This is a genomic window from Plantibacter sp. MMLR14_011, assembly GCF_001865025.1.
Taxonomy (GTDB): domain Bacteria; phylum Actinomycetota; class Actinomycetes; order Actinomycetales; family Microbacteriaceae; genus Plantibacter; species Plantibacter flavus_A.
The window spans coordinates 125,358-151,410 of record NZ_MJGW01000028.1; the positions used below are offsets into that span (position 1 = coordinate 125,358).

At 68.8% G+C, this 26,053-nt stretch carries 31 protein-coding genes; 13 read left to right on the forward strand and 18 right to left on the reverse strand.

Annotated features, from left to right (window positions below; all coding sequences use genetic code 11):
* The first annotated feature begins 53 nt into the window (after window positions 1–53).
* On the forward strand, window positions 54–866 hold the full coding sequence (locus BIU99_RS11800) for an isocitrate lyase/phosphoenolpyruvate mutase family protein (protein ID WP_071261378.1): 813 nt from the start codon (window positions 54–56) through the stop codon (window positions 864–866).
* Between the two features lie 13 nt (window positions 867–879).
* On the opposite strand, the gene BIU99_RS11805 is transcribed toward BIU99_RS11800, so the two are convergent.
* The 4 genes from BIU99_RS11805 to BIU99_RS11820 form a co-directional block, all read right to left on the reverse strand.
* Complete coding sequence (locus BIU99_RS11805; RefSeq protein WP_139205422.1) at window positions 880–1,386, reverse strand: hypothetical protein; 507 nt, start codon at window positions 1,384–1,386, stop codon at window positions 880–882.
* Between the two features lie 32 nt (window positions 1,387–1,418).
* A complete protein-coding gene (locus tag BIU99_RS11810; protein ID WP_071261515.1) occupies window positions 1,419–1,736 on the reverse strand; it encodes a helix-turn-helix domain-containing protein in 318 nt (105 codons plus the stop codon).
* 20 nt (window positions 1,737–1,756) lie between these two features.
* Entirely contained in the window at window positions 1,757–2,014 is a 258-nt protein-coding gene (locus BIU99_RS11815) for a type II toxin-antitoxin system RelE/ParE family toxin (protein ID WP_071261382.1), read from the reverse strand.
* Window positions 2,015–2,087: 73 nt separating this feature from the next.
* Window positions 2,088–2,720 (reverse strand): Type 1 glutamine amidotransferase-like domain-containing protein, encoded by a 633-nt coding sequence (locus tag BIU99_RS11820; RefSeq protein WP_217634993.1) that lies wholly within the window; start codon window positions 2,718–2,720, stop codon window positions 2,088–2,090.
* Between the two features lie 108 nt (window positions 2,721–2,828).
* Between BIU99_RS11820 and BIU99_RS11825 the strand changes: the two genes are divergently transcribed.
* From BIU99_RS11825 to BIU99_RS11840, 4 genes are all read left to right on the forward strand, one after another.
* Complete coding sequence (locus tag BIU99_RS11825; protein WP_071261383.1) at window positions 2,829–3,713, forward strand: hypothetical protein; 885 nt, start codon at window positions 2,829–2,831, stop codon at window positions 3,711–3,713.
* A gap of 172 nt (window positions 3,714–3,885) precedes the next feature.
* The gene (locus BIU99_RS11830) at window positions 3,886–4,809 is read left to right on the forward strand and encodes a pentapeptide repeat-containing protein (RefSeq protein ID WP_071261384.1); all 924 of its coding nucleotides are present in this window, start codon (window positions 3,886–3,888) and stop codon (window positions 4,807–4,809) included.
* 1 nt (window position 4,810) lies between these two features.
* Complete coding sequence (locus tag BIU99_RS11835; RefSeq protein WP_071261385.1) at window positions 4,811–5,344, forward strand: hypothetical protein; 534 nt, start codon at window positions 4,811–4,813, stop codon at window positions 5,342–5,344.
* A 133-nt stretch (window positions 5,345–5,477) separates the two neighbouring features.
* Window positions 5,478–7,373, forward strand: coding sequence for an FAD-binding monooxygenase (locus BIU99_RS11840; protein ID WP_071261387.1), 1,896 nt, complete (start codon window positions 5,478–5,480; stop codon window positions 7,371–7,373).
* Window positions 7,374–7,376: 3 nt separating this feature from the next.
* Here BIU99_RS11840 and BIU99_RS11845 read toward each other — a convergent pair whose 3' ends face one another.
* Window positions 7,377–8,423 carry an NAD(P)-dependent alcohol dehydrogenase gene (locus BIU99_RS11845; RefSeq protein ID WP_071261389.1) on the reverse strand — a complete coding sequence of 349 codons (1,047 nt, stop codon included), beginning with the start codon at window positions 8,421–8,423 and terminating at the stop codon, window positions 7,377–7,379.
* Window positions 8,424–8,469: 46 nt separating this feature from the next.
* Here BIU99_RS11845 and BIU99_RS11850 point away from each other — a divergent pair, with 46 nt between their 5' ends.
* Entirely contained in the window at window positions 8,470–9,042 is a 573-nt protein-coding gene (locus BIU99_RS11850; RefSeq protein WP_071261390.1) for a TetR family transcriptional regulator, read from the forward strand.
* Between the two features lie 16 nt (window positions 9,043–9,058).
* On the opposite strand, the gene BIU99_RS11855 is transcribed toward BIU99_RS11850, so the two are convergent.
* From BIU99_RS11855 to BIU99_RS11880, 6 genes are all read right to left on the reverse strand, one after another.
* Complete coding sequence (locus BIU99_RS11855) at window positions 9,059–9,280, reverse strand: hypothetical protein (protein WP_071261391.1); 222 nt, start codon at window positions 9,278–9,280, stop codon at window positions 9,059–9,061.
* A gap of 9 nt (window positions 9,281–9,289) precedes the next feature.
* The gene (locus BIU99_RS11860; protein ID WP_083397319.1) at window positions 9,290–10,651 is read right to left on the reverse strand and encodes an acyltransferase; all 1,362 of its coding nucleotides are present in this window, start codon (window positions 10,649–10,651) and stop codon (window positions 9,290–9,292) included.
* Window positions 10,652–10,769: 118 nt separating this feature from the next.
* The gene (locus BIU99_RS11865; protein WP_064295829.1) at window positions 10,770–11,438 is read right to left on the reverse strand and encodes a response regulator transcription factor; all 669 of its coding nucleotides are present in this window, start codon (window positions 11,436–11,438) and stop codon (window positions 10,770–10,772) included.
* Window positions 11,435–12,673, reverse strand: coding sequence for a sensor histidine kinase (locus tag BIU99_RS11870; RefSeq protein WP_254773614.1), 1,239 nt, complete (start codon window positions 12,671–12,673; stop codon window positions 11,435–11,437). The genes BIU99_RS11865 and BIU99_RS11870 overlap by 4 nt, the downstream gene beginning before the upstream one ends.
* Window positions 12,674–12,678: 5 nt before the next feature.
* Window positions 12,679–13,359 carry a DedA family protein gene (locus BIU99_RS11875; RefSeq protein WP_071261393.1) on the reverse strand — a complete coding sequence of 227 codons (681 nt, stop codon included), beginning with the start codon at window positions 13,357–13,359 and terminating at the stop codon, window positions 12,679–12,681.
* A 113-nt stretch (window positions 13,360–13,472) separates the two neighbouring features.
* Window positions 13,473–14,792 carry an ammonium transporter gene (locus BIU99_RS11880; RefSeq protein WP_071261394.1) on the reverse strand — a complete coding sequence of 440 codons (1,320 nt, stop codon included), beginning with the start codon at window positions 14,790–14,792 and terminating at the stop codon, window positions 13,473–13,475.
* A gap of 163 nt (window positions 14,793–14,955) precedes the next feature.
* Here BIU99_RS11880 and BIU99_RS11885 point away from each other — a divergent pair, with 163 nt between their 5' ends.
* Together BIU99_RS11885 and BIU99_RS11890 are read left to right on the forward strand one after the other, a co-directional pair.
* Entirely contained in the window at window positions 14,956–15,420 is a 465-nt protein-coding gene (locus BIU99_RS11885) for a type II toxin-antitoxin system Phd/YefM family antitoxin (RefSeq protein ID WP_064295825.1), read from the forward strand.
* Between the two features lie 2 nt (window positions 15,421–15,422).
* On the forward strand, window positions 15,423–15,773 hold the full coding sequence (locus BIU99_RS11890) for a hypothetical protein (protein ID WP_064295824.1): 351 nt from the start codon (window positions 15,423–15,425) through the stop codon (window positions 15,771–15,773).
* Window positions 15,774–15,777: 4 nt separating this feature from the next.
* Here the strand turns inward: BIU99_RS11890 and BIU99_RS11895 are convergent, their stop codons facing one another.
* The 3 genes from BIU99_RS11895 to glnT are packed head-to-tail and all read right to left on the reverse strand — an operon-like array spanning window position 15,778 to window position 18,939.
* Window positions 15,778–16,515 carry a TetR/AcrR family transcriptional regulator gene (locus tag BIU99_RS11895; protein WP_071261395.1) on the reverse strand — a complete coding sequence of 246 codons (738 nt, stop codon included), beginning with the start codon at window positions 16,513–16,515 and terminating at the stop codon, window positions 15,778–15,780.
* A gap of 58 nt (window positions 16,516–16,573) precedes the next feature.
* Window positions 16,574–17,572, reverse strand: coding sequence for an alpha/beta fold hydrolase (locus BIU99_RS11900; RefSeq protein ID WP_071261396.1), 999 nt, complete (start codon window positions 17,570–17,572; stop codon window positions 16,574–16,576).
* Between the two features lie 5 nt (window positions 17,573–17,577).
* Window positions 17,578–18,939 (reverse strand): type III glutamate--ammonia ligase, encoded by a 1,362-nt coding sequence (glnT, locus tag BIU99_RS11905; RefSeq protein WP_064295821.1) that lies wholly within the window; start codon window positions 18,937–18,939, stop codon window positions 17,578–17,580.
* Window positions 18,940–19,300: 361 nt separating this feature from the next.
* Here glnT and BIU99_RS11910 point away from each other — a divergent pair, with 361 nt between their 5' ends.
* Both BIU99_RS11910 and BIU99_RS11915 read left to right on the forward strand, forming a co-directional pair.
* Window positions 19,301–20,053: a CPBP family intramembrane glutamic endopeptidase gene (locus tag BIU99_RS11910; RefSeq protein ID WP_254773615.1), complete on the forward strand. Its 753-nt coding sequence runs from the start codon at window positions 19,301–19,303 to the stop codon at window positions 20,051–20,053.
* A complete protein-coding gene (locus BIU99_RS11915) occupies window positions 20,050–20,898 on the forward strand; it encodes a CPBP family intramembrane glutamic endopeptidase (RefSeq protein ID WP_071261397.1) in 849 nt (282 codons plus the stop codon). The genes BIU99_RS11910 and BIU99_RS11915 overlap by 4 nt, the downstream gene beginning before the upstream one ends.
* Before the next feature lie 72 nt (window positions 20,899–20,970).
* Here BIU99_RS11915 and BIU99_RS11920 read toward each other — a convergent pair whose 3' ends face one another.
* Window positions 20,971–22,017 (reverse strand): NAD(P)-dependent alcohol dehydrogenase, encoded by a 1,047-nt coding sequence (locus tag BIU99_RS11920; protein ID WP_071261398.1) that lies wholly within the window; start codon window positions 22,015–22,017, stop codon window positions 20,971–20,973.
* 161 nt (window positions 22,018–22,178) lie between these two features.
* Window positions 22,179–22,547: a VOC family protein gene (locus BIU99_RS11925; protein ID WP_071261520.1), complete on the reverse strand. Its 369-nt coding sequence runs from the start codon at window positions 22,545–22,547 to the stop codon at window positions 22,179–22,181.
* 64 nt (window positions 22,548–22,611) lie between these two features.
* Here BIU99_RS11925 and BIU99_RS11930 point away from each other — a divergent pair, with 64 nt between their 5' ends.
* Window positions 22,612–23,058, forward strand: a complete 447-nt coding sequence (locus tag BIU99_RS11930) for a MarR family winged helix-turn-helix transcriptional regulator (RefSeq protein ID WP_071261399.1) — start codon at window positions 22,612–22,614, stop codon at window positions 23,056–23,058.
* Window positions 23,059–23,066: 8 nt separating this feature from the next.
* On the opposite strand, the gene BIU99_RS11935 is transcribed toward BIU99_RS11930, so the two are convergent.
* The gene (locus BIU99_RS11935; protein WP_064295817.1) at window positions 23,067–24,197 is read right to left on the reverse strand and encodes an epoxide hydrolase family protein; all 1,131 of its coding nucleotides are present in this window, start codon (window positions 24,195–24,197) and stop codon (window positions 23,067–23,069) included.
* Window positions 24,198–24,306: 109 nt separating this feature from the next.
* Between BIU99_RS11935 and BIU99_RS11940 the strand changes: the two genes are divergently transcribed.
* Together BIU99_RS11940 and BIU99_RS11945 are read left to right on the forward strand one after the other, a co-directional pair.
* The gene (locus BIU99_RS11940) at window positions 24,307–24,888 is read left to right on the forward strand and encodes a helix-turn-helix transcriptional regulator (protein WP_139205423.1); all 582 of its coding nucleotides are present in this window, start codon (window positions 24,307–24,309) and stop codon (window positions 24,886–24,888) included.
* On the forward strand, window positions 24,885–25,304 hold the full coding sequence (locus tag BIU99_RS11945) for a hypothetical protein (protein WP_064295815.1): 420 nt from the start codon (window positions 24,885–24,887) through the stop codon (window positions 25,302–25,304). The genes BIU99_RS11940 and BIU99_RS11945 overlap by 4 nt, the downstream gene beginning before the upstream one ends.
* Here BIU99_RS11945 and BIU99_RS11950 read toward each other — a convergent pair.
* On the reverse strand, window positions 25,301–25,837 hold the full coding sequence (locus BIU99_RS11950) for a GNAT family N-acetyltransferase (RefSeq protein WP_071261400.1): 537 nt from the start codon (window positions 25,835–25,837) through the stop codon (window positions 25,301–25,303). The genes BIU99_RS11945 and BIU99_RS11950 overlap by 4 nt on opposite strands.
* Between the last annotated feature and the right edge of the window lie 216 nt (window positions 25,838–26,053).

Here is a 26,053-nt window from a genome sequence, read left to right on the forward strand (position 1 = left end):
TCTCAGCCACCCACGCGGTCGAACGGCCAGGCGAGATGTGCTGGACTTGCCTGATGACCACACCGCTCGAACGCGCGCTCGCCCTGCAGGCGATGCACGTCCCCGGAGACCCGCTGATCCTGCCGAACGCCTGGGACGTCGCCTCCGCCCGCGCCGTCCTGGCGTCCGGCGCCCGCGCCATCGCGACGACGAGTGCCGGGGTCGCCTGGTCACTCGGGCACCGCGACGGGAACGAGCTGACCCGCGACGTCGCACTCGATACCGTGCGACGGATCGCATCGTCGGTGTCCGTCCCGGTCACCGCGGACATCGAGGGCGGCTACGGGGAGACACCGGACGAGGTCGCCACCACGATCGCCTCCTGCATCGACGCGGGCGTCTCCGGGGTGAACCTCGAGGACTCGTTGCGCCCGATCGAGGAACAGGAACGACGGATCGCGGCAGCGCGGTCCGCCGCTGCCGACGCGGGGGTCCCGCTCTTCATCAACGCCCGCATCGACACGCATCGACTCGGCGACATCGGAAGCGACCGCTGGTTCGACGAGACGGTCACGCGAGCCGCCGCGTATGCACGGGCCGGCGCGAGCGGGATCTTCGTGCTCGGCGCCCTCCGAGCCGACACGATCGAGCGGCTCGCCGATGCGACGACCCTGCCGCTCAACGTCGCCTTCGGCCCGGGCACACTGTCGATCAGCGAGCTCGCGAGAGCCGGAGCGAGTCGTATCAGCGCGGGTTCGTCGATCGCGGAAGCCGCCTACAGCCTCGCGCAGCAGTGGGCGACGGCGATGCTCGAGGCGCCCGATGCGGCTCCCGCATCACCGCCCACGCTCGGCTGGGCCGCACTGAACCAGCTCATCCGGGACTGAACCCCCGGCGGGATCAGCGGGACACCGACCACACGCCGCGGATCGCCTCGAGCTGTCGGTCGATCGTGAAGCCGGAGACGTCCAGGACGACGTCGACCTCCGGCGGCGACGCGAGCAGGTCGTGCAGCAGATCGAACTCGGCGTCCGTCAGATACGCGGGGCGCGTCGCGGCACGTGCTCGCGCCTCCTCCACCGGGAGTGCGAGCTGGACCACGAGGCAGTCGGGGAGTTCGGAACGATAGGCCGCGAGCGCGTCGGCCGGCACGACATCCGCGATGACCACGTCGAAGCCGGCGTCACCGAGATTGCGAGCGAGCGCCGCGGCGTTCCGGACCGCGAGCAGGTGCTGTGCTCGCCCCTCAGGACCGCTCCAGAGCGTCGCGTCACCGGCGACGATCAGCTGTCGAACGTCGTCGGCATCGATGAACGCCGCTCGTTCACGCTCGTCGGCCAGGCGCCTGCCGCAGGTCGACTTCCCGACCGCAGGACCGCCCGAGAGCACCAATGGACGCTTACTCATCTGCTCGATGCGATCACAGGCCTGCGAGAAGGTCAACTCGCAAGGGTGACGCTGCGATCCCCGAAGTCGGCGACAACCCGGACCTGACCGCCCAACGCGGCGACGTACTTCCTGATGGTGTCGAGTTCGAACGACTCAAGCTGCCCGTGTTCGATGGCCGACACGCGACGCTGCGATACGCCCATCGTCTTACTGAGCTCCGTCTGCGTCAGATCAGCTTCCTTCCGCAGCGTGACCAGTTGATAAGCGAGCACTTCTGCCTCGGCGGCGTGGCAAGCGGCTGCGACGCGCTCCGGATCTCGGCCCAACTTCGCGCGCGCGCTCCCCCAACTCACTGGCTTCTCACTCATCGTCATCACCCTTCTGCCATTCACGAAATCGCTGTTCTGCGGTCTTGATCGCCGGCGGATACCAGCCTCTCCAGTCGCCGCGCTTGAAGCTCCTCCATCTTGTGGATCGTGCTGCCTGTGATCCGATCCACGATGGGACGTCCCAGCGACGGGCCATATTCGGACAGCATGTCGATACGGGCGGTGATCTGGTCGCAGAGATCAGGATCGAGCTCGGCTAAAGCAAGGATCTGCTTCTCGACATCGGGCCAGAGTCGAATGTCCCAGGTGTACTCCACCACGTCATTTTAGAATGCTTGAGTTCTCAAGACAACCCGATCGAGCATCCCGATCCGACGCCGCGCGATACCCTCACGGACTCGACGGGATCACCGTCGCCGTCGCGCCGTCGATCAGCAGGGCCTGATCGTCGCGGAGCGGGACCAGCGGGTAGTCGTCGGCATACTGCTCCAGCGTCCGGCTGATGAGCTCCGGCGGGTACGGCGGCAACTGGCCGTCGGCGTGCGGGATCACCGTTCGGTCGACCAGCGCGAGCCCGGCGAAGCCGGTGAGTGTCGGGCCGTCGGCAGGGTCGTCCAGGAGCGAGGCTGGGGTGGCGTCCGGTCCGGCGATGATCGATCCGGCGCTGGCACCGATGTACGGCAGGCCCGCCCGCACGTGCCTGGTGATCACCGTGTCGTTCCCGGAGCTCCGCAACGCCTCGAGCAGGGCGAAGGTGCTTCCACTCGCGACGTAGACCGCGTCCAGGTCCGCCAGCGTGCGGTCGAGGTCGGCAGGCGCGGTCTCGCGGACGGTGACCCGGACGACCTCGTGGCCGAGGGCCTCCACCGACTCGCGCTCGGCGCGGACGAAGGGAGCCTCGGCGAACGCCACCTGCGCGTCGTCGACGTACCCGAGTCGCAGCCGACGACCCGCCGCATCGGTCGACTCGGCGAGGAACGGCGCCATGGCGCCCGGTTGGCGGGACAGCAGGAGGATCTTCACGGAGACACGCTAGAAGGTACCGCCGACACGGCCGCTCCGGGCCTGTACCACCATCACCGCGAATGCGCGGGATTGGACCGGCTCCCGTGGCTGTGCTGGAGTGGACGTATGACATCACCGCAGGTCCTGGACCGGGAACAGGTCCGCGCCGCTGTGGACGTCGAGCAGCTCACCGAGGAACTCGGTGCAGCACTCCGCTCGTACACGGGCGAGGGTGCGCCGCAACGCATCCGCGTCCCGATCAACGACAACCTCACGGCCATGGTCCTCGTGCCCGGTCGCCACGAGGGCATCCCGGCCTACACGGTGAAGGTCCATGCGAAGAACCCGACCGCACGCGAGGCCGTGCACGGGACCATCCTGCTCCACCGCCTGCCCGACGGCGCCCTGTTGTCGATCATGGACAGCGGCTGGCTCACGGCACAACGAACCGCGCTCAGTGCCGCGTACGTCCACGACCACCTGACCGCAGCCGCGACACCGGGACCGGTGGCGATCATCGGAGCCGGCGTCCAAGGGGCGACCTTCGCGCGAGCCCTGCAGCGTCGACGCCCCTCGGTCGGATTCCGGATCCACGACCCGGATGCCGCCCGAGCCGAGTCACTGCGGGCCGAGCTGGGCGAGGGCTCGACGGTCGCGGCGACGGTCGAGCAGGCGTTGACGACGGCGACCTCGGCGATGACCGCGACCTGGGGACGCCGGCCGGTCGCCGAAGCCGCGGCGCTCGCGGCCTGCGAGCACATCACGGTGCTCGGCATGGACGAACCCGGCAAACGCGAGCTTCCCGAGGAGACCCTGGCGGGTGCGACCCGCTACGCCGACGACCCAGCCCTCGTCGAGCCGATCCTGCAGCGACCGACCACACCGATCAGCCTGGTGCTCCGGGGTGAGCGGATCGCCCGGTCCGCGCACGATCGCACCGTCTACCTCGCCGTCGGCCTGCCGATGCAGGACTGCGTCGCAGCCTGGCACGTGCACAACCGGGCGGGGTAGCCTGAGAGCAGTGAACCGTTCTTCCGCTCTGTGACCCAGAGGCCTTTCAGCGACACCCGTTCGCTCCTCCCACGAGGGGCGGTGATTTCGTGCGCCCGGAACGGGAGCTCCCTGCGGAGTTCCCCTGCACCCCGGCCTCCACTCGAAACCACTCCGGAAAGAACACCCACGCATGACCTCCATCGACGCTTCTTCCACCCCCTCCGACGGCCGCTCGGCGCTTCGCGCGAACTGCGCTGACTGCTTCGCGCTCTGCTGCACCGCCTTCGGGTTCCAACGATCGACCGACTTCCCGATCGACAAACCGGCAGGCACGCCCTGCCACAATCTGGCGGACGACTTCTCCTGCACCATCCACGAATCCCTGCGTCCGAGAGGATTCCGCGGGTGCACCGTCTTCGACTGCTTCGGCGCGGGCCAACTCGTCTCGCAGGAGCTCTTCGGCGGCACGAGCTGGCGGGAACGCCCCGACACGAGCGCCGAGATGTTCGCCACGTTCTCCGTGGTGCGCCAGCTGCAGGAGATGCGCTGGTACCTCGTCGGAGCCGCCGAGCGGACGACCGCGTCAGACCTGATGGCGCACATCAGCCGGCTCCGTACCGGGATCCAGCGGACGCTCGACGGTGGCACCTCCGAGGTGCTCGCCTGCGACGTCGATTCCCTCCGCGCCGAGGTCCGGCACCTGCTGATCGACGTCAGCGAGGAGGCGCGGGGCGGGTACCTGGCCGACACCGCGCCGGACGACGACCTCCGCTCCTCGGCGGACCTCGCCGGCCGCGACCTGCGCGCTCGGCGGCTGTGCGGAGCCGACCTGCGCGGTGCGGTCCTGATCGGCGCAGACCTCCGCGGAGCGGACCTGGCGGGCGTGGACCTGCTCGGTGCCGATCTCCGCGGTGCACGACTCGACGGGGCCGACCTCTCGGACGCCCTGTTCCTCACCCAGATGCAGCTCAACGCGGCCCGAGGTGACGAAGTGGCTCTGCTCCCCACCACCCTCGACCGACCGGGTCACTGGACTGGCCCCTTGCCCGCCTTCCCGACGGATGGGGAGTTGTCCCCGTGGGCCTCGAGCACCCATCCCCGATACCGTCGATGACATGATCCGGAAGAACCGCACCCTCGCACTCGCCGCACTCGTCTCCGCAACCGTCGGGATCGCCCTGACGGGCTGCTCGAGTCTGCAGCAGGCACCCGACGACGCCCTGGCTCTCGGCACGGGCGTGGCGGTCGAGGTCGGGACCGGCGTCGAGATGTCGTTCGCCATCGACGACGTCCGGGAGGGGAAGCTCAGCGACCTCGCCGACATGGGTGTCCAGTCGAGCCCGTCGGATGAGGGGAAGACTCCGTACTTCGTCACCTATTCGGTCACGCTGACGGACGGCGACATCAAGGACGCCGACCGATCCGCCCTCCCGGTGCCGACGACGGACGAGTGGAAGCTCAGCGGCACGGGCAGCTACCAGCCCATCAAGGTCCTGGGCCAGTTCGACTGCACCCCGGACGGTAATGCCACGGCGGGGGTGTCCCCCGACGCCCCGCTCGTCGCCTGCCAAGCCTTCCTCGGCGACAAGGACGCCCTGCCCACGGTCATCGAGGTCAAGGACCTCGGCACCTGGGCGACGAAGGACTGAGCTCCCGCGACTCGAGCTGCACCTGCACCGGCGAACGGTCTTCCACCGTGCGCCGGTGCAGGGTAGTGTCTGCCGTGCGATAAGCGAACAGCCTGTTCCATTATCGAATTCTTGACGATGAAGTGAGGAATCGATGCAGTTCCACCACCACGGCTATGTCTCCGGGGATCCGCGGGTGCTGCCTGCAGCGGGCGTCGGGGTCGATCGACCCGACGAGCTCCCGGACGAGATGGACGTCCTCATCGTCGGCAGCGGGCCGGCGGGCATGATCGCGGCCGCCCAGCTGTCCCAATTCCCCTCCATCACCACCCGTATCGTCGAGCGCCGACCGGGACGCCTCGCCATCGGCCAGGCGGACGGCATCCAGGCCCGCAGTGTCGAGACCTTCGACGCCTTCGGCTTCGCCGAGCGCATCACCGCCGAGGCCTATCGCATCACCGAGATGGCGTTCTGGCAGCCCGACGCCGACGACCCGGGTCGGATCGTCCGCGGCGCCCGACCACTCGACGACACCACCGGCGTCAGCGAGTACCCGCACCTCATCGTGAACCAGGCCCGCGTGCTCGACTACTTCGCCGAGTACATGACGAACGCCCCCACCCGGATGCGCCCCGACTACGGGTGGGCGTTCCAGGGACTCGAGATCGACGACGATGCGGAGTACCCCGTCGCGGTCACGCTGCTGGACACGAGCGACGAGTCCTCCGGCGCGACCAGGACCGTCCGCGCGAAGTACGTCATCGGAGCCGACGGCGCCCGGAGTGCCGTCCGCCAGGCGATCGGGTGCACCTTGGCCGGTGACCAGGCGAACCACGCGTGGGGGGTCATGGACGCCCTCGCCGTCACCGACTTCCCCGACATCCGCACGAAGTGCGCCATCCAGTCGGGTTCCGGCGGCAGCATCCTGCTCATCCCCCGGGAGGGTGGACACCTCTTCCGCATGTACGTCGATCTCGGCGAGGTGCCGTCCGGCGGCAGCGAAGCCGTGCGGTCGACCTCGATCGAGCAGATCATCGACCACGCGAACACGATCCTGAGTCCCTACCGGCTCGACGTGAAGCATGTCGCCTGGCACAGCGTCTACGAGGTCGGCCATCGCCTGACGGACCGCTTCGACGACGTCCCGATCGACGAACTCGGCTCGCGCACGCCGCGTGTCTTCATCACCGGCGACGCCTGCCACACCCACAGCGCGAAGGCCGGGCAGGGGATGAACGTGTCGATGCAGGACGGCTTCAACCTGGCATGGAAGCTCGGTCACGTGCTCGAGGACCGGAGCCCGGAGAGCCTGCTGGCGACGTACTCGGCCGAGCGTCAGGTCGTCGCCCGGGAGCTCATCGACTTCGACCGCGAGTGGTCGAGCCTCATGGCCAAGCGGCCGGAGGAGTTCGACGACCCCTCCGAGCTCGCCGACTTCTATGTGCGGACGGCGGAGTTCCCGGCCGGCTTCATGACCGAGTACGGCCCGTCGGCGATCGTCGGCGAGGCGACCCACCAGCACCTCGCGAGCGGCTTCCCGATCGGCAAGCGGTTCAAGTCCGCCCTCACCTCCCGTGTCGCGGACGCGAACCACGTCCATCTCGGACACCACGCGACGGCCGACGGACGCTGGCGGATCTACGTCTTCGCGGATGCCCCTTCGCCAGCGTCTGGCCGATCGGCGGAGCTCGCCGCCTGGCTGCAGGACGCACCGGAGTCACCGCTCCGCGCGGTGCCCGACGGCGTGCGGGCCGACGACTGGTTCGACGTGAAGATCGTCTACCAGCAGCGCCACACCGACATCGACCTCGGCACCGTTCCGCCGGTGTTCCTGCCGCGCGTCGGCCCCTTCGACCTCGTCGACTACGAGAAGGTCTACGCCTGCCATCCCGACGTCGACATCTTCGCCGAGCGCGGCGTCGACCGAGCGGGTGCCGTCGTCGTCGTGCGGCCGGACCAGTACGTCGCCCATGTGCTCCCGCTCACGGCCACCGCGGAGCTCGCGGCGTTCTTCGACGGCGTGATGGGACGACAGACGACGCACTCCTGATCGTCAGGCGAGCTCGGCATCGATGTCGGCGAGGTCCAGCACGAAACGGTACCGGACGTCGTTGCGGGCCAGGCGATCGAGCGCGACGTCCACGTCGGCTGCCGGGACCACCTCGACGTCCGCCGTCACGCCGTGGGTGCCGCAGAAGTCGAGGAGGTCCTGCGTCCACCGGCGACCACCGCTCCCGGCCGACGTCAGACGCTTCCGGCCGAGGAGCAGGTCCATGGTCTGGATGTCGATCGGGCCGAGGTAGCCGAGCGAGCAGAGCGTCCCGTCGAGGTCGAGGACATGGAGGTACGGCGCGAGGTCGTGCCTAACCGAGGCCGTGTCGATGACGAGGTCGAGGCTGCCGGCCGCCGCAGCCATGGCGTCGGCATCGGTCGAGACCACCACTCGGGACGCCCCGAGCCGCAGCGCGTCGGTCGCCTTGCCCTCTGACGTGGTGAAGACGGTGACTTCGGCACCGAGCGCATGACCGAGCCGGACGGCGAGGTGTCCGAGGCCGCCGAGGCCGACGACGCCGAGTCGCGTCCCCTCCCCGACGTCGTTGGTGCGGAGTGGCTCCCAGACGGTGATGCCGGCACACATCAGGGGTGCGACGCCGGCCGGGTCGAGGGAGGTCGGGCGGTGGTAGACGAAGCTGTCGCGCACGACGTAGCGCCCGGAGTACCCGCCGAGCGTCGTACTGCCGTCGACGCGGTCACGGCCGGCGTACGTGAGCGTCGGGAACTCCACGCAGAAGTTCTCCTGGTCGCGCAGACACATCGTGCAGGTTCCGCACGAGTCCACGATGTTGCCGACAGCGACGGCGTCGCCGGGCGCGAAGGACGTCACGTCCGAACCGACGGCGACGACTTCGCCGACGAACTCATGACCGGGCACGAGTCCCGCCTCCGGACCCGCGGACGCGAGCGCGTGCAGGTCGCTGTGACAGACACCGCAGTGCGTGACGCGGACATCGACGTCGTCCGGTCGGAGCTCGCGACGTTCGATGACGGTCTGCTGGAGCGACCGGGGGGCGGCGGTGGACATGAGGGCGATTGTGCGCATGCCGTCGATACTACCTACTAGTTGGTAGCATCGATACACTCGAGCGATGAACACCGCAGAACAGACTCGTCAACGCATCCTCGACGCCGCGACCGAGGAGTTCGCCACCCACGGCATCGCCGGTGCACGGGTGGATCGAATCGCCCAGCGCTCAGGCATGAGCAAGCCGATGATCTACGCCTATTACGGCGCCAAGGACCGACTGTTCGACGCCGTCTTCGACGCGCATGTCATCGCCAACGGCGATCGCGTGCCGTTCACGGCGGCCGAGCTCCCCGAGTACGCGGCGCGACTGTACGACGACTACCTCGCCGATCCCGCGCTCGCCCGCCTCGTCATGTGGAAGCGGCTCGAGCGCGAGACCACCGGGTACCTCTACAGCGGCCTCGAGGACCACGACCTCCGCCACCTCCGGGACATCGAGGCCGAGCAGCGAGCGGGATCGATCCGCGCCGACCTCGACGCCGCCGACGTCTGGGCGCTGCTCATCTCGACCGCGGCGACATGGGCGCAGGCGTCCATGACGGTCGTCGCCACGTCCACAGACGCACCCGATGTCCACGACCGTCGGCGCTCGGCGCTGGCCGCGACGATCCGCGCCGGCCTCTGCGGTCAGTGAAGCGACGCCGCCGCCGTCACCAGCTGTCGGGCGTCTGCTGGTGGTTCGTCGAGCCCGGCTTGGAGACGCGATCGCGCTGCGACCGACGTCCGCCGGCGTGCCGCGCTGCCGCGTCACCGTGCTGTTCCTGTCGGCGACGGGCGTCACGTTGCTGCCGAAGATGGTTCAGCACGAGCGCGAGCACGGACAGCACCACGAATGCGACACCGACGACGAGCGCCACGGTCCAGAACTCCATGGGCCCACCCTATGCGCCGGACGCTCCGACGACCTCCGCACCTGTCGCATCGGAGCGCAGCAGACGGATCGTCGGTCGCTCCGATCGCGAGGACGACCGCGATACGCGCAGCGCGGCGAGGATCGACAGTACGGCGAGCGTCGCGCTGGTCACCGAGGCGCCGGCCACGAGGAGGAGCACCACAGCAGCCAGCCCGAGGAGGACGGCGACCGTGATCCGGCCGCGCGAGTGCGTCGCCATCGGCGTCGGAACCGCCTCGACGCGGGCGAACACCGTCGCGACCAGCGCGGTCAGTGTCAGTGCCACCCCCAGCCAGAGAGGTCTCCCGAGCCACCACCCGAGGCTGTCCGGCGCGGGGAGGGCGACGCCGGTCGTCAGCGCGAACACGGCGGACGCACCGGCCATGGCGAGGAGCACCGGCATGTGCCAGAGGTAGATCGTCATGGCGCGACGGGTGACGAAGTCGGTGACGAACGCGACCCGGCGATGCGCGCTCAGCCGAGCGAGTCGCTCGCGGACGAGCGACAGCAGTGCCGTGTGGGCGACGCCGACGAGGAGCAGCGCCGCGGTGGGCGGGTTGATGTTCGCGATGAGGTCACTCGAGTAGACGCCGGTCCACCAGGTGACGACGAGGACGACGACCGCCCCGACACCGGCGAGCGACCGGACACGTCGACTGAGCGCGCTGATCGAGCCGTCGGCCAGGAAGAACCCGAGTTGCTGGAGCGCGGTCCAGACGAGGACGAGGTTGATGCATCCGAGGGCGTCGACACCAGTGGCCGCACGCAGGACGTCGACCAGCACGGCCGCAGAGGCGAGCGACGCGATCGACCGGAGCGGTGCGCGCTCGCGGGCGGCGGCGAGCGCAGGCAGCAGTGCCTGGCAAAGCAGGAAGACGCCGAGGAACCAGAGTGGCTGGCCGAACCGGAAGCCGGCCATGGCGACGAGGTCGGCGGGGACACCGGCCAGGGTCAGCATCGCGAGGGCTACTCCCACACAGCCGATGGTGACGACCGCGGGGAGCAACAGGCGATGGAGTCGCGCGGCGACGAACGCCGAGGCCGGTGCACCGTGTGACCGGTGGCGTCGGTACGCAAGCAGGCCGGCGAACCCGCCGATGACGAAGAAGAGCGGCATGACCTGCAGAGCCCAACTGAGCGGGGCGATCCAGGCGGTGCCGTCACTCGCGTTCTCGAACACGGGACCGGTGGCGGTCACCGTCACGCCGACCATCATCGCGTGCAGGACGACGACCCCGACGATGCAGCAGGCACGCACGAGGTCGATGCCGCGGTCGCGTTCGCCCCGGGTGCGATCGGTCGTGTTGCGATCCGTTCCGGCGTCGATCCGTACTGCGTGGGTGATGGCCATGTCGGTCCTCCTCGGTGGTGTCCGAGGAGGTTACGAACGCGGTACCCGAGGGCACATCACCCGGCGGTGTCGTCGCGCCCCGTACCCAGGGGTGAGGTGTCGACGCGCGGAGTCCGGGTCAGGACGGGGCGACGAGTCCGGTGTCGTAGGCGAAGATCACGGCCTGCACGCGGTCGCGCGCGCCGACCTTGGCGAGCACTTTGCCGACGTGGGTCTTCACGGTCTGCTCCGCGATGAACAGGGTCGCGGCGATCTCGCTGTTCGACCGCCCCTGGCCGATGAGGACGAGCACCTCGCGCTCGCGCTCGGTGAGCTCCGCCAGCCGCGCGGCACCATGCGAGGCACGGGGCTTCTGCGCGGCGAACTGGGCGATCATCCGCCGGGTGACGCTGGGTGCCAGCAGTGCATCACCGGCCGCCACCACCCGGACGGCGTGCACGAGGTCCTCGGGCAGCGCGTCCTTGAGGAGGAAGCCGCTCGCCCCGGCCTGTAGGGCGTCGTAGACGTAGTCGTCGATGTCGAAGGTGGTGAGCATGATGATGCGAGGCACCTTCGCCGCCGGGTAGCCCGGGCCGAGGATGCGCTTCGCCGCCTCGATGCCGTCGAGCTCGGGCATGCGGACGTCCATGAGGATGACGTCAGGGTCGAGTCGCGCCGACAGCGTGACCGCTTCGGCACCGTTCGCGGCCTGCCCTGTCACCCGGATCCCGTCGTGGGCGTCGAGGAGCGCGGCGAACCCGGCTCGGACCATGGCCTGGTCGTCGGCGATGAGGACGTCGATGGTCACTGGCGGTCCTTCGTCGAGCTGGATCGGGGGCGGGATGGCGTCGAGGTCGGTTCCCCGGTGGGCAGCACGGCCGTCACGAGCCAACCGCCTGCGCCGTCGGGGCCGGCGTCGAGGGTGCCGTCGAGGAGGGCGGCGCGTTCGAGCATGCCGCGGAGGCCGTGTCCGGCGCCGTGCTCCCCCGTACTCTGCGCAGGACCGTTGTGGACGCGCAGCTGTACCGCGGTCGTATCGACTCGGACATCGACGACGATGGGCGCGCCCGGCGCGTGTCGGACGGCGTTGCTCATCGCCTCCTGCACGATGCGGAACGCGGCGATCTGCACGGTCGGAGGGACGGGCAGCGCGCCCTCGTCGCCGCGGTCCATCGAGAGGGTGATGTCGGCACCCACGCGGCGCAGGCCGTCGGCGAGTGCCGGAAGGTCGTCCAGGCCCTGTTGCGGCGCGAGTTCCGCGATCTGGTCCTCGGTGCGCAGCACCCCGAGCAGACGCCGCATCTCGACGAGCGAGCCCCGAGCGGTGGCGGCGATGTCGTCGAACTCCGCTGCGGCATCCTCGGCGAGGCCGGGCACGCGGTACTTCGCCGTCGAGGCCTGCACCTGGATCACGGACATGCTGTGCGCGACCACGTCGTGGAGCTCGCGGGCGATCCGGGTGCGCTCCTCGACGAGCACGCGCCGGGACTGCTCAGCGGCCGAGGTCTCGCGCTCACGAGTCAGCTCCTCTCCCAACCGCACCCGCCCGGAGATGAGCAGAGCCACGAGGTACGCCACCCCCGCAACGGAGGACGCGACGATGAGGTCCGCGGCCATGGCGGTCGCGTCGGCGGCGGACGGGAGGATGAGTGCCGCGACGAGCGAGCCCGCGATGCCGACGAGCAGCGGGATGAGTCCCAGCAGCCAGCCGTGGAGGAAGGTGACGACGCCGACGAACACGGCGAAGGCGATGAGCGCGGGCACCGACCACGGCCAGGGCCAGACCGGGCCGTGGTCGGGCGAGGCGACCAGCGGGAGCACGAAGGCAGCAGCGGAGAACAGCACGATCGCGACGCGCGGGAGCACGACGGCCAGGAGCGGCGCGCCGCAGACCGCGGCTCCGAGGAGGAACGACGCCGGGAGCACGGTGCCGTAGAGGAGGCTCTGGATCGGAACGAGGACGCTCAGCAGGACGACGCCGACGCCCGCGAGGACGAAGCGTCCGACGGTGCGGCGGGAGGTGCCGCGCGCCGTCCGATCCATGAGGGTCATTGTCCCATCAGCGCCAGGGCCGGCGGGTGTTCCTCGGTGTCTGACCCGGCCGGCGTCCCGTCGCTGGCCGCATCGGACCGCTCACGGCGACGACGACGGACGGCTGCGACCCGGTCGACGACCAGACCGAGGACGAGCGCGACGCCCACACCGAGCACGGAGCTGAGGAACGGCTGGTCCTCGAAGAGCTTGCCGGCGACGACGCCGATGATCGCGCTGTAGGCGGCCCAGGTCACTCCCCCGATGACACTGAGCGGCAGGAACCGTCGCCACGGGTATCGGAGGGCACCGGCGGACATGTTGACGACGACGCGGCCGACCGGGATGTACCGCGCCCCGAGGATCAGCGGGGCGCCTCGACGCCCGAGCGTCCGCCCTACCCGATCGAAAGCCGCCGCGATCCGGGGACGCCGCATCCACGCGAAGCGCGTCGTGCCGACCCCGCGGCCGATGAAGTAGGCGATGTTGTCGCCGATCGCCGCGCCCACGGCCGCGACGGCGCAGAGGAGCAGGAGGTTCGATCCGCCGGTCGAGACCGCGACGGCCGCCGCGGCGACGAGCACCGTCTCGCTCGGGATCGGCGGGAAGAACCCGTCGATGACGGCGGTCGCGAACATCACCACGTACAGCCACGGTGAGGTCACTGCGTTGAGGATGAGCTCGTTGATGACGTCCATGCTCCGACGCTACGAAGCGGACGGCGCCGCAGCATCACCCTGGGGTATCGCGGACCCCCTACCCCGGTGGTGTTCTGCGGCGCCGTCAGCGCCGTTCCCCCTCGGTGCCGGTCCTAGTCGACGACGGCCGGGACCGTCGGTTCGGCGTGCCCACGCGGGGCGAGCGCTTCGTGCGTGCTGATCTCGTAGGCGTTCTCGGCGTGGAGGACGACGTCGAGGCCCTGCGCCTCCGTCTCGGCCGGGACACGGATGCCCATCGTCTTGTCGAGCACCTTCGCGAGCACCCAGGTGATGGAGAACGTGTAGACGAAGACGGCTACGATCGCGAGCGCCTGCTTGCCCAGGAGCAGGAAGCCGCCACCAGCGAGGAGCCCCTCTCCACCGCTCGGCGCGAGCGGGACGGCGAGGACACCGATGAGGAGGCCACCGACGACACCGCCGACGAAGTGCAGTGCGGTGACGTCGAGGGCGTCGTCGAAGCCGAGACGGACCTTGAGGCTCACCGCGAAGTAGCAGACGACCGCCGCGGCGGCACCGATCGCGAGGGAGCCGAGCGGGGTGACCGCACCGCAGGAGGGCGTGATGGCGACGAGTGCGGCGATCGCGCCCGAGCAGGCACCGAGGGTGGTGGGGTGACCGTCGCGCAGCTTCTCGACGACGAGCCAGACGATGACGCCCGCGCAGGTCGCGGCGACGGTGTTGAACACGGCGACGGCGGCGTTGTTGTCGGCGGCACCGAGGGCGCTGCCGTCGAAGCCGATCCAGCCGACGAAGAGCAGGCCGGCGCCGAGGAGCGTGAGCGGGAGGCTGTGCGCTTTGGGCTGCGACGGGAAGCCGTTCCGCTTGCCCAGGACGATGGCGAGGGCGAGGGCGGCGACCCCGGAGTTGACGTGGATCGCGGTGCTGCCGGCGTAGTCGATCGAGCCGATCGTGTTGGCGAGCCACCCGCCCTGCACGCTGCCGTCGGCGGAGTCGAAGGCGAAGACCCAGTGCGCGACCGGGAAGTAGACGAGCGTCGACCAGACACCGGCGAAGACCATCCACGCGCTGAACTTCATCCGACCGGCGGCCGCTCCGGCGACGATCCCGATCGTGAGACCGGCGAACATCAGGTGGAGCGCGGCGAGCGCCAGCGGCGGCAGCGCGCTCCCCTCAGGGGCGGCGAGCAACTGACCGAGGCCCGGGTACTCGGTGGGGTCGCCGACGAGCCCGAGGCCGCCGAGGCTGTCGCCGAAGACCATCGAGTAGCCGAACGCGACCCAGAGGATCCCGACGAGACAGAACGACGCGAAGATCATCATCATCATGTTCATGGTGATGCGACGACTGACCATGCCGCCATAGAACATCGCCAGGCCGGGCAGCATGAGCGCCACGGCCACCACCGCCGTCAGGAGCCATGCCGTGTTGCCCGCGATTGCAGCCGTGTCCATCCGGACCTCCAGGGTTCGCGCGGGATCCGAAACGGACGACCGCATTTTCAATAGGTCATCTAATTGTCGTGACGGTCGGTTTCAATGCAGTATCGAATCCGTTTCGTGTTCGTTACGTCGCTTCCCCATAGACTTCCGAACACATTCCGAATACCATGAGTGGATGAGCGCTTCGACCTACCTCCCGACACTCAGCCGCCGTTCTTCCGATCTGAGCAAGCACTCGGCCGAGGTCTTCGCCGAGGCCGACGATCACCCAGTCACGGTGACCCGACGTGACGGCGAGCCACTGGTCCTCATGTCACAGCGTGAGGCCGAAGCCCGCGCGCACCTCCTGGACTTCGCTGCACAGCTCATCACCGTGACCCTCGACGACACCGGCACACTCGCTGAGCGGATGTCCCGGGCGTTCCCCTGGATGCTCGCGCTCTCGAACGCGGACCGGGCTACGTGCGCGCAAGACCTGGTCGACGCAGCCCGCGCGTCGATCGCGACCGATCAGCCGCACCTGGCGATCACCCGGCTGACCTCCTGGAAGGAGACGGCCACGGCCTTGGCTGCGGGCCTCGGCGCGGTCGATCTCGTGTGGCTCGAGACCGACGAGGTCGGGCCGGTGGAGCGCCCCTGACCGTGGCGGCATCCAAGAGAGGAGCGCTGGTTCCGCGCCCGCCGAAGAAGATCCAGTACGAGATACGCTTCGCGACCGCCGAGGCCAGCCGCGGGTGGCAAGACCTCGTCGCCACCATTCGGAACTCCATGGCCGACACCTGGGACTTCCTCACCTCGACACCGTTGGACACCACGCTCACGAATTACCGACTCATGGGCGATCTCGGCGTCATCACCCGAGCTGGGCAGACGCACGAACGCTGGCAACACAAGCCGACCGCGAAGGGGACGGCGCGTATCTGGTACTACGTCGACGGACGCACCGTCTATCTGGAGCAGGTGCACACGAGCCACCCGAACGAGACGAAGTAGCGGCTCACTCCCCGGCGAGGTCGAGGTGGAGCGCAGCCCGCTCGACGTCGGCGAGCGCTGCGCGGTCGACCAACAGGCTGTGGAGGGTGGCGGAGGCGGTGCGCCGCGCGAAGGCCCTGATGCGGTCCGCCTCGCTCGCACCCTCGGCGGCCTCGACCGGCGGGTACTGGGCGGCGATGTCGCCGGAGCCGTAGCGGAAGGCCTTCTGCATGCCCTCGTTGGCGTGGAGCGCGGCGGCCGCAGCCCACTCCGGCGTCTCGCTTCCTCCGAGCACGAGGGTACCCTGCTCGACGCCGTCTCGGATGAGTCCGGCGATGAACGTGAACAGCGTGCGGTAGTCGTCCCAGAACGACGCGAGGTCGTCGGGATGCTCCGCCGCGAGCCGCTCGATCTCGTTGTAGTCGAAGGGCGCCTCGCAGATCGCGACACCGTCCTCGTAGAGGACGCGGTAGAGCTTCGCGGGGACGTCGGCCTCGATCGGACCGAGGGCCTCCGCGGCGCCGACCGACTGGCGGTTCGAGGCGGCGGTCGCCCGCAGCACCTCGCGCTTGTTCGCGAACCAGTAGTAGAGCGAGGACTGCTTCATCCCGCACGCCTCGGCCAGCATCGTCATGCTCGTGCGCTCGTACCCGCGCTCCGCGAACAGTCTGGTCGCGACCTGGATGATCTCCTCACGAGGATCCTCGGCGGCGACCCCGCTGGCGCGGGGACGACCGGGCGATGCTCCTGTGCGGCCGGCCATCGATCACCACTCCCTGCTCGCGGACACCTCCGCCAATCCTACGGGCGGGCACAGCGCCTCAGCCCTCGGCCAGCAGCTCCCGCATGGCCGCCTCGATCACGGCCGTCTCGGCGGCACGCACGCCAGGCCGCCCCGCGACATGGCCGAGATCGGACTCGATGATTCGCACCTCGCTCCGACGCATCATCGCCGACTCCAGGGCGTTGTCCTCGACGGTGAAGTAGAGGTCGGTCGACGACGGCATGACGATGCTCCGCGCACGCACTCCCCCGAGAGCCGCGGCCAACCCGCCCTCGACCCCTCGCCCGGGATCCGCCCGCTGCCAGGTGCGCAGCATCGCAAGCAGGTCGTTCGCGTCCCACCGCTCGTGGTCGGCCGCCCAGTCCTCGAGGAGGTCTGCGACGTCGGTGTACCCGAGCTCCCGGTAGCTGCCGTCGCGGAAGAACGCCTGCGAGTAGGCCCACCCCGCGTACACCGTTCCGAATGCGCGGAGTCCGGCCCGCGGCGGCGTCGTGTAGCGGCCGCCGTCGAAGACCGGATCCGCCCGGAGCGCCGCCTCGACACCCGCCAGGAAGACGGCGTTGTGGGGCGAACACCGCGCGGCACCGGCGACGGGGAGGAATGCCTCGACGAGCTCCGGGTACCGCACCGCCCACTCGTACGCCTGCAGCGCACCCATCGACCAGCCGGCGATCAGCCGCCAGCGGCGGACACCGAGGTGTTCGGCGAGCTGCCGTTGCGCACGGACGTCATCGCCGATCGAGACCTCGGGGAACGCCGGACCGCGCACCTCCTCAGCCGCGTTCGACGGCGACGTCGAGACGCCGTTGCCGAACAGGTTCACCGAGACGATGAACCAGCGGTCGGGGTCGAGCGCCAGGCCCGGCCCGATCCACGGCTCGTAGCTCGCGTGCGTCCCGGTGTAGTAGCTCGGGAGCAGGACGGCGTTGTCACCGTCGGCGTTCAGCGCGCCCTGCGTCGTGTACGCGAGCCGCGCCTCCGGGAGGTCCGCGCCGGACTCCAGCGCGAACCTCCCGAGGTCGAGGACCTGGTGCATCGGGATCAGAAGAACTTCAGGTAGCGGGCGGTCTCCCAGTCCGACACGTGCGCCTGGTACTCGTTCCACTCCTGACGCTTGTAGTCGATGAACGCGTCGTACATCGCCTCGCCGAACACGGCACGCGACAACGAGTCGGTGGCGAACTCGTCGACCGCCTCACCGAGGCTGCGCGGCAGCATGCCGATGCCGAGCTGCGCGACCTGCGCCTCGGTGTAGTCGTACATGTTCTCGGTGTGCGGAGCTCCCGGGTCGAGGTCCTCGCGGATGCCCTCGAGGCCCGCGGCGAGGATGAGCGCCGCCCCGAGGTACGGGTTGCAGCTGATGTCCGCCGCCCGGCACTCCACGCGCCCGCCCTGGAGCGGCACGCGGAGCATGTTCGTCCGGTTGTTGTTGCCGTAGCTCACGAAGACCGGAGCCCAGGTGGAGCCCGACATGCTCCCCTGACGCACGAGCCGCTTGTAGCTGTTGACCGTCGGCGCGATGACCGCCGAGAGCGCGGGCGCGTGCTTGAGGACACCGGCGATGAACTTGTAGCCGAGCTCCGAGATGCCGCAACCACGTGGGTCGTCGTCGGTCTCGAACAGGTTCTCTCCGGTCTCGATGTCGGCGAGCGACATGTTGAAGTGCGCACCCGACCCGCTGCGGTCGGCGAACGGCTTCGGCATGAAGGTCGCGAAGTAACCGTGCTTGCGGACGATCTCGTTGGCCATGAGCCGGAAGAAGACGGCGCGGTCGGCCATGGTGAGGGCGTCGGAGTAGTTGAAGTCGATCTCGAACTGCCCCGGGGCGTCCTCGTGGTCGAACGAGTACACGCCCCAGCCCATCTCGGTCATCGCCTCGACCAGCTCGGTGAGCCAATCGAGGTTGTCGAGCGCCGCGGTCGCCGTGTAGCAGGGCTTCGCGAGGTCGTCGCGGTCGCTGACCTCGGTCACACCCTCCGGGGTGTCCTTGAGGACGAAGAACTCGGTCTCGATCCCGAGGTTGAAGGTGAAGCCCATCTCGGCAGCCGCATCGAGCTGGCGCTTGAGGATGTTGCGCGACGCCGCCTCGAACGGCTCGCCCTTCGTGTAGAGGTCGCTCGCGAAGAAGGCGACGTCCTTCCGCCACGGCAACTGCACGGCGCTGTCGAGGTCGGGACGGGCGGAGAGCTCCTCGTCACTGATCGCCTGCGGGAGGCCGTCGAGCGCGGCCCCCGTGAAGAGCTCCGATCCCCCGGCCATGCGCTCGAGGTGCGACAGCGGGACGAACTTGGTCTTGATGCTGCCGTGCATGTCCACGAAGCTCGCCATCGCGTACTTGACGCCGGCCTCCTGCAGGCGGGCGCGGACGGACTCCACGGTGGTAACGGTCTCGACGACGGTCATGGGATGCTCCTCCGGTTGCGTCGCCACCCTCGCAGCGACTCATTTCGATACTGTATTGAAAGTATGCGTGCTCGCAATTTCAATAGAGTGTCGAAAGTGTTTCCGGGATGTGAACCCTGTTCGATGGACTTTCGCTCACCACCCGACGCACCACGACTCGCCAAAATGGTCCGGTCCTCCGGCCCGCGATCGTGTTGACTTTCGTTGGGGGACGATGGCTGCGGCTCCGAGCGAGCCACACCTGAATGACCGGTCGGTGCCCGACAAGAACGAGCGCGAGCCGGGAACTGCTCTCCGCCCCGATGATGTCCTCGTGAACGGAAGGCCCACCATGCGTGTCATTCCTCGTATTCGGATCGGCTTGGCAATCTGGGCCGGCTACGTGCTGGTCATCTTCATCGTGTCGATCCTGAGCGGGGTGCCCTTCCCCGAGATCGGCACGTCCGCCGAATCGACCTGGCGAGGGGCCGTACTCGATCTCGCCGTCGGCGCCGTCGGACTCGTCGTCGTCACGACGCTGCTCGGGTGGTGGCGCCCTGCCCTGTTCGAGCGCCGCCGGTCACGGCACAAATGGCCGATGTTCGTGCCGATCATCATGCTGGTCGCCTCCGTGCTCAACCTGATCAACACGGATTGGTCGCAATTCGACCTGTCGTTCGTGCTCGCACTGGTGGCACTCGGCGTCCTCGTCGGGTTCAACGAGGAACTGATGGCGCGCGGCCTGCTGTTGACCGCGCTCCGATCACGGCTCGGCGAGGGCTGGGTCTGGTTCCTCTCCAGCGCGCTATTCGGGGTGATGCACCTCGTCAACGCGGCCCTCGGCGCACCGCTGGCGAACTCGCTGCTGCAGGCGGCACTGGCGTTCGCGTCGGGAACGGCGTTCTACATCGTGCGTCGCGTCACCGGCTCGCTGATCTGGGCGATGCTGCTGCACGGCCTCTGGGACGTGTCGGTGTTCTCCGTCGGGCACGCCCCCATCTCCACCGCCTTCGGGGCCATCCTCGCCCCGCTCATCGGACTCCTCTCCCTTGCCGTCGTCCACTGGGTCATCAAAAGAACCGACGAACGGACGCACGCGGCCGACGCGCACCCCCGGAACGAGCGTGTCCGATGACCAGCGCGCCAGGTGATCCCGGCACTGCGACGCGGGTGACGCAACGATTCTGGATCGGGCTCGCCGCGGCGGTGCTGTACGTGCTGGTCGCGGCGGGGCTCGCCAGGCTCCTCACCGAATGGTTCCCTCCGCAGAACGAGGTGGAGGACTTCGTTCTCGGCCACCTCCCCGTCCTGATCCCACTGATCATCCTCGGGGTGCTGTTCGTCAGGAAGGCCGGATGGACGAGGGATGTCTGGCGAACACCGGCCGCCTTCGAGACCAGACCTCGTCGGTGGTGGATGCTCGCGTTTCCGGTGCTGATGCTCGTCCAGGTCGTCGCCCTCCTGTCGATCACGCCCTGGGGAGACAGGAAGCCGGAGCTGGTGTTCCTCGTCTTGGGCGTGAACATCCTCGTCGGCGTCGGCGAGGAGCTGTACTTCCGGGGCATCCTGAGAGCCAGTCTTCGCGCACACCACGGTGAGACGGTGACCCTCGTGGCGACCTCGCTCCTCTTCGGTGCCGGACACGCACTCGGCAGCGTGTTGGCGGGCCTGCCGGTCGCCTTCATCGCCATCCAGGTCGGCGGAACCGTACTCATGGGCGCGGCCTTCTACGGGGTGTTCCTGGCGACGGGCCGGTTGTGGATCGTGATCGCCTTCCACGCCATGAACGACTTCGCGCTCCGCATCTCCAGCGGCGACCTCACTTCGGCGTCAGCCAGCGATCTCGACCCTCCCGCAATCACAGGCGTGATCCAAGTCGTGCTGTGGGTGCTCACCCTGGTGCTGCTGATCAGCTGCATCCGCCACGACCTGCACGCCCGTCGCGAGGGACGATCGACACCTCCCACGGTGGCTCGCTGAGGGATCGGCCTCCGGGAACGAGCAACCGGCGCCCACCGCGAGTGCGACGGACGCCGGTTCTGGGAATCGTGGTTACGGAACGATGACCGCACGCCCGCGGATCGTGCCCGCGTGCAGGTCCTCGTAGGCCTTCGGGGCGTCGTCGAGCGAGTACGGCTGCACCTCGACGTCGACCTTGCCCGCCTTCGCGAGCTCGAAGACCTCGATGAGCTCGCTCCGCGAACCCCAGTACGGCACGCGCACGGCGGCGTCGTAGGCGATCGACCCGAAGCCGACGGTCGCCGAACCGCCGCCGATGCCCACGATCGTTACGTCGGCCTCCATGGCGGCGACCGCGGTGGCCGTGGCGATGGTCGGGCCTGCGCCGACGAAGTCGAACACCGCGTCGACCCCGATGCCACCGGTCAGCTCGCGGATCTTGTCCGCGGCCGATTCGTCACTGATGAGCGTGACGTCGGCACCGACGTGCTTGGCCAGCTCGAGCTTCTCGTCGCTCACGTCGAGGACGATGACCGTCGCGCCGGAGAGCGCCTTGAGCATCTGGATGCCGACGTGACCGAGGCCACCGGATCCGATGACGACGGCGAAGGTGCCTGCACCGAGCTTCGGCAGGCTGCGCTTGATCGCGTGATACGGCGTGAGGCCCGCGTCGGTGAGCGACACGTTCCTCACGGGGTCGAGGTCGCCGATCGGCACCAGGTGACGCACGTCGTCGACGATCATGTACTCGGCCATCGAGCCCTGGCTGCCGAGCCCGGGAGGACGGATCCCCTCGGCGACGGCGTTCGTGCAGTAGTTCTCCTTGCCCTGCGAACAGTTCAGGCAGTGGCCGCAGCCCCACGGCCCGTAGACGGCGACCGCGTCACCGATCTGCAGGCCCGTCTCGACACCCTCACCGAACGACTCGATGACACCGGCACCCTCGTGTCCGAGCGTGAGCGGCAGCGGGTACTGCTGCGCGAGGTAATCCTCCTCGGGGAGGCTCATGACGTAGTCGTCGGAGTGGCAGACACCGGCGGCGGTGACCTTCAGCAGGATCTCACCCGGCCCCGGTGTCGGCTTCTCGATCTCGACGACCTCGGGGGCCGAGCCGATCTTCGTGTACCGCAGTGCCTTCATGGTGAGACATCCTCCTCGAGCGTCGGAACCGCACGCCGCAGTCGCTCACTAAGCGACGTGTGTCAGATAAGTCTGACCGTTCCAGTATGCGCCTCGATCCGTCGGCCGGCACCCCGTTGACAGCGCCGAATGACGAGCCGACGGCAGGCCCCCGAGCGAGCTCAGGCGCGGTCGTGGAGGGTCAGCTGGTAGCCGTCCGGGTCGGCGAAGGTGAAGGTGCGACCGAACGGGCCGTCGATCGGCGCCGAGACGATCGTGTGCCCGTCGGCGACGAGGGCGTCGTGGATCTCCTGGACGTCGGTGGCGTGCAGCCAGATCGCCGCGCCGATCCCGGGCTGGGACACCGAAGCGAGGTCGGTTCCGGGGACGATGTCGCGCAGCGCGAAGGCGGTCGGCGTCGTCTCGAAGACGACCGCGTGCGGTGGGCCGGCCTGCGAGCGGACGAGCCCGAGGTACTGCTCGTAGAAGGCCTGCGAGGCGTCGAGGTCGGTGACCTGAAGGGAGATGAAGTCCGGTCCGGTGACGGGCATGATGTGCATCCAATCGTATTGTGTCAGTTATCTGACACGCATCACTCTATGTCAGAATACTGACATGGGTCAAGATCGGATCGAACTGGACACGTCGCTCGGCTACCTCCTGAAGGAGGCGGCGAGCGCGCTCCGCTCAGCGATGGAGGCGGTCTTGCGGCCACTCGGCATGACGATCACGCACTACTCCTGCCTCGAACTCCTCGCCCAGCGACCTGGGCTGTCGAACTCCGAGCTCGCCCGCGGGGCCTTCGTGACCCGCCAGTCGATGAACGTCCTCTTGCAGGCCCTCGAGCGCGACGGCTTCGTCAGCCGCCCCGAACAGGCCCCCGTCGGCAAGGCGCTACCGACGCGACTCACCCCGCTCGGCCGCGAGCAGCTCGCGCAGGCGTCCGCCGCCGTGCGATCGGTCGAAGTCCGGATGCTGAGTGGCATGACCCCCGATCAGCAGCGGGAGGCGCTCGTCGTCCTGCGCAGCATGATCCGATCACTTCGCGACGACGAGGACTGAGGAGCCGATCAGTCGGTGACGGGAAGCGTCTCGACGAAGGCCTGGATCCGGTCCGCCACAGCGACCGGCACCTGCCAGGCCGTGAAGTGCGCCCCGCGATCCAGTTCCGTCCAGCTCCGGATGTCGCTGTACGCCCGCGCCGCGTAGGAGCGCGGGAGTCCGCGTTCGCCCGTCTGCACGGCGACGGTCACGGGCACCTCGATCAGCGGGAGTTCGGGCTGCTTCGGGTGGTCGCGATACGGCCGGAACGATGATCCGATGCTCTGCGTGAACCAGTACAGCGAGACCGTGGTCAGCAGCTCGTCGTCGGTCCACCAGGTGCCGTCACCCGCCCACGCGAGGAGCTTCTCCGCGATCCATGCGGCGAGGCCCACCGGTGAGTCGTTCAGGGCCGTCGCGAGGATCTCGGGCCTGGTGGCCTGCACCCGGGCGTAGGCGAGACCACGAGCCCACTCCTGGTCGTGTCGATCGAGCCAGTCCTGCTCCTCGGCGGTGAGGTCGCGGGCTCGGGACGCAGACGGGAAGGCGGCGTGCGTCGCGAACTGGCCGATGACCGATTCGGGATACAGCGCCGCGAGCCAGTCGCTCGTCGTCGAACCGACGTCCTCGCCGTAGGTGAGGTAGCTCACGTGCCCCAACACCTCGGTCATGAGCGCGTGCATCAGTTCGGCGACCACCGGACCGGTGAACGGCCGGTCCGAGAGCGGCTCCGAGAACCCGTACCCGGGCAGGGAGGGGACGACGACCTCGAAGCCGAGTGTCCGGCCGCCTCCGAGGTCGACCGTGCGTCCTGCGAGTTCCCTCGCCAGCGGCAGCATCTCGACGAAGGAGTACGGCCAACCGTGGAACGCGATCACCGGGACCGTCACCGTGACACCGCCCGGTGCCGGTAGCCGCGCGACATGCAGCCGCTGCCCGTCGACCTCCACCTCGAACTGCGGCACATCCTGAAGCTCGCGCTCGATGCGCCGCCAGTCGAAGCCGTCCTGCCAGCGGGCGACGAGTGCCCGCAACCGGTCGAGCGAGAGGGCGCTCTCCTCGCCGGCGTCACCGATCGCGGCGGGGAGGCGAACCGCGTCGAGTCGCCGCCGCAGGTCTTCGAGGTCGGCATCGGGCACCTGGATCCGGAACGAACGCATGCGCTCGACGCTAGAGCAGACGTCCGACAGGAAGGGACCATGCGCAGCGCAGGCGATTGATCAGCATGCCTTGATAGAATTTAGCTGTAGCTAACGATAGGGGGAGTCGGTGAGTACGCTGATTCGGGACACGATGAGCGCTGCGGGGACGAGCGGGGCCGAACTGGCTCGGCGCCTGCACGTCACCCCTGGGGCGATCTCACAGCTCCTGAAGTCCGAGGAGGACGCGACGATCAAGCTCGCATCGCTCGAGCGGGCACTGCGCGCACTGGGCAAGGACATCGTCATCGATGCGGTCGACTCGTCATCACCCGCCGCTCGGTTCTCGCCCGCCGGCGTCTCGAAGGCCATGAGCGACGCACTCATCGAGGGAGATCGCACGTTCGCCCTCCGTCTGCTGACGCAAGCGGTGCAGAAGGTCACGGTCGAGCCCGGCCTTGCGGCTGACCCGCTGTTCGGCAGGCCTCCACAGGAACTCCCGGACACCGGGTGGGACACCCTGTTCAGAGCCCATTACGGTCGAGCACTGCCTGATGCGCTCACATCACGATGGCCCGAGCCGACGCCGCTGCCCGAGCCATGGTTCGTCTCCCAGTTCGACAGCCTGCGGGAGCGTGCGCGCACCCGCTCGCCGGAGCACTTGCGGCGCCTCAACATCTTCATCGACGAACAGAGCCTGAGCCGCGCGTGAGCCATGAACAGCAGTTGGATCCAGGTTTCATCCGCCAGCTGATGGGGGAGCTCGAGGGCGCTTTGACCGAGCGGGAGGTGAACGGACGTATGTACGTGGTCGGAGGGGCGGCACTGGCTTTGCAGTACCCGGACGATCACGACATACGTGTGACGACCGATGTCGACGCGGTCTTCTGGCCGGACACTGAAGTACGGGAAGAAGCAGCGAGGCTGGCGGAGCGTCATTCGCTTTCGCCGACATGGTTGAACTCGAATGCGAGGCCGTTCATCCCCGACGGCCGAGGAGACGTCAGAGCACACGCTGAAGGCTTCGTCGTCGCTCTTGCAGATCCGAAGGTGCTCGTCGCGATGAAGCTCATGACCGCGGCAACGCGTGCGGCAGGCAGATCGACGCCGCCAGACCGGACCTCCTAACGAATCGGAAGAAGCAGATCGCCGTCAGGCGCCGGGTCCGTCGCCAAGCGGGCGTGCAGCTCGACATCGAAACGATCGGCGCCGTACGCGAGCTTCTGCCGTTCGATGCCCTCAGGGAGGAAGCCGGCCCGTGTCGCGACCCCGCAGGACGCAGGGTTGTTGACCCGATGGCCCAGTTCCAAGCGGAACAGCCCCTCGCGGAATGCGTGATCGGCGACCGTCCTGACCGCTCGCGTCGCGAGACCGCCGCCCCGCGCACCCGTGATCAGCCAGTAGGACAGCCACGCGGTGCCGTGTCGCCGGTCGATCGCGGAGACACCGACGTTGCCGACCACCGAACCGTCGCGGACGATCGCCCAGTTGAGCCGGGACTCGGAGGGGATCAGCGCACGCTCGATGAAGTGGACGGCGTCTTCGACGGTCGACAAGTCCGTGTCGCCGAATTGCGGAGCCAGGTCGGCGTTCTCGACGTAGGCGGCTTGGAGGGACTGCGCGTCGTCGGCGTCCCACGGGCGCAAGAACGTGTCGACCATGCGTCCAGTCTGGCAGCAGCCACACCGCCGGGAGTCGACGCGGATCCACTGATGACACCGCCCGGCCTGGCGCGTACCATCGTCCACACCGGGATTCCCTTCCCGGTCGTGGCCCAGACCCCGCCGCCGCTCGAGCCGGCACCCGAATGTCTGGATCGCCGCGGCGGGGCTGGGTCGACGCACCGGGAGCGGGATGGCCATCTTGCGAACGGATGG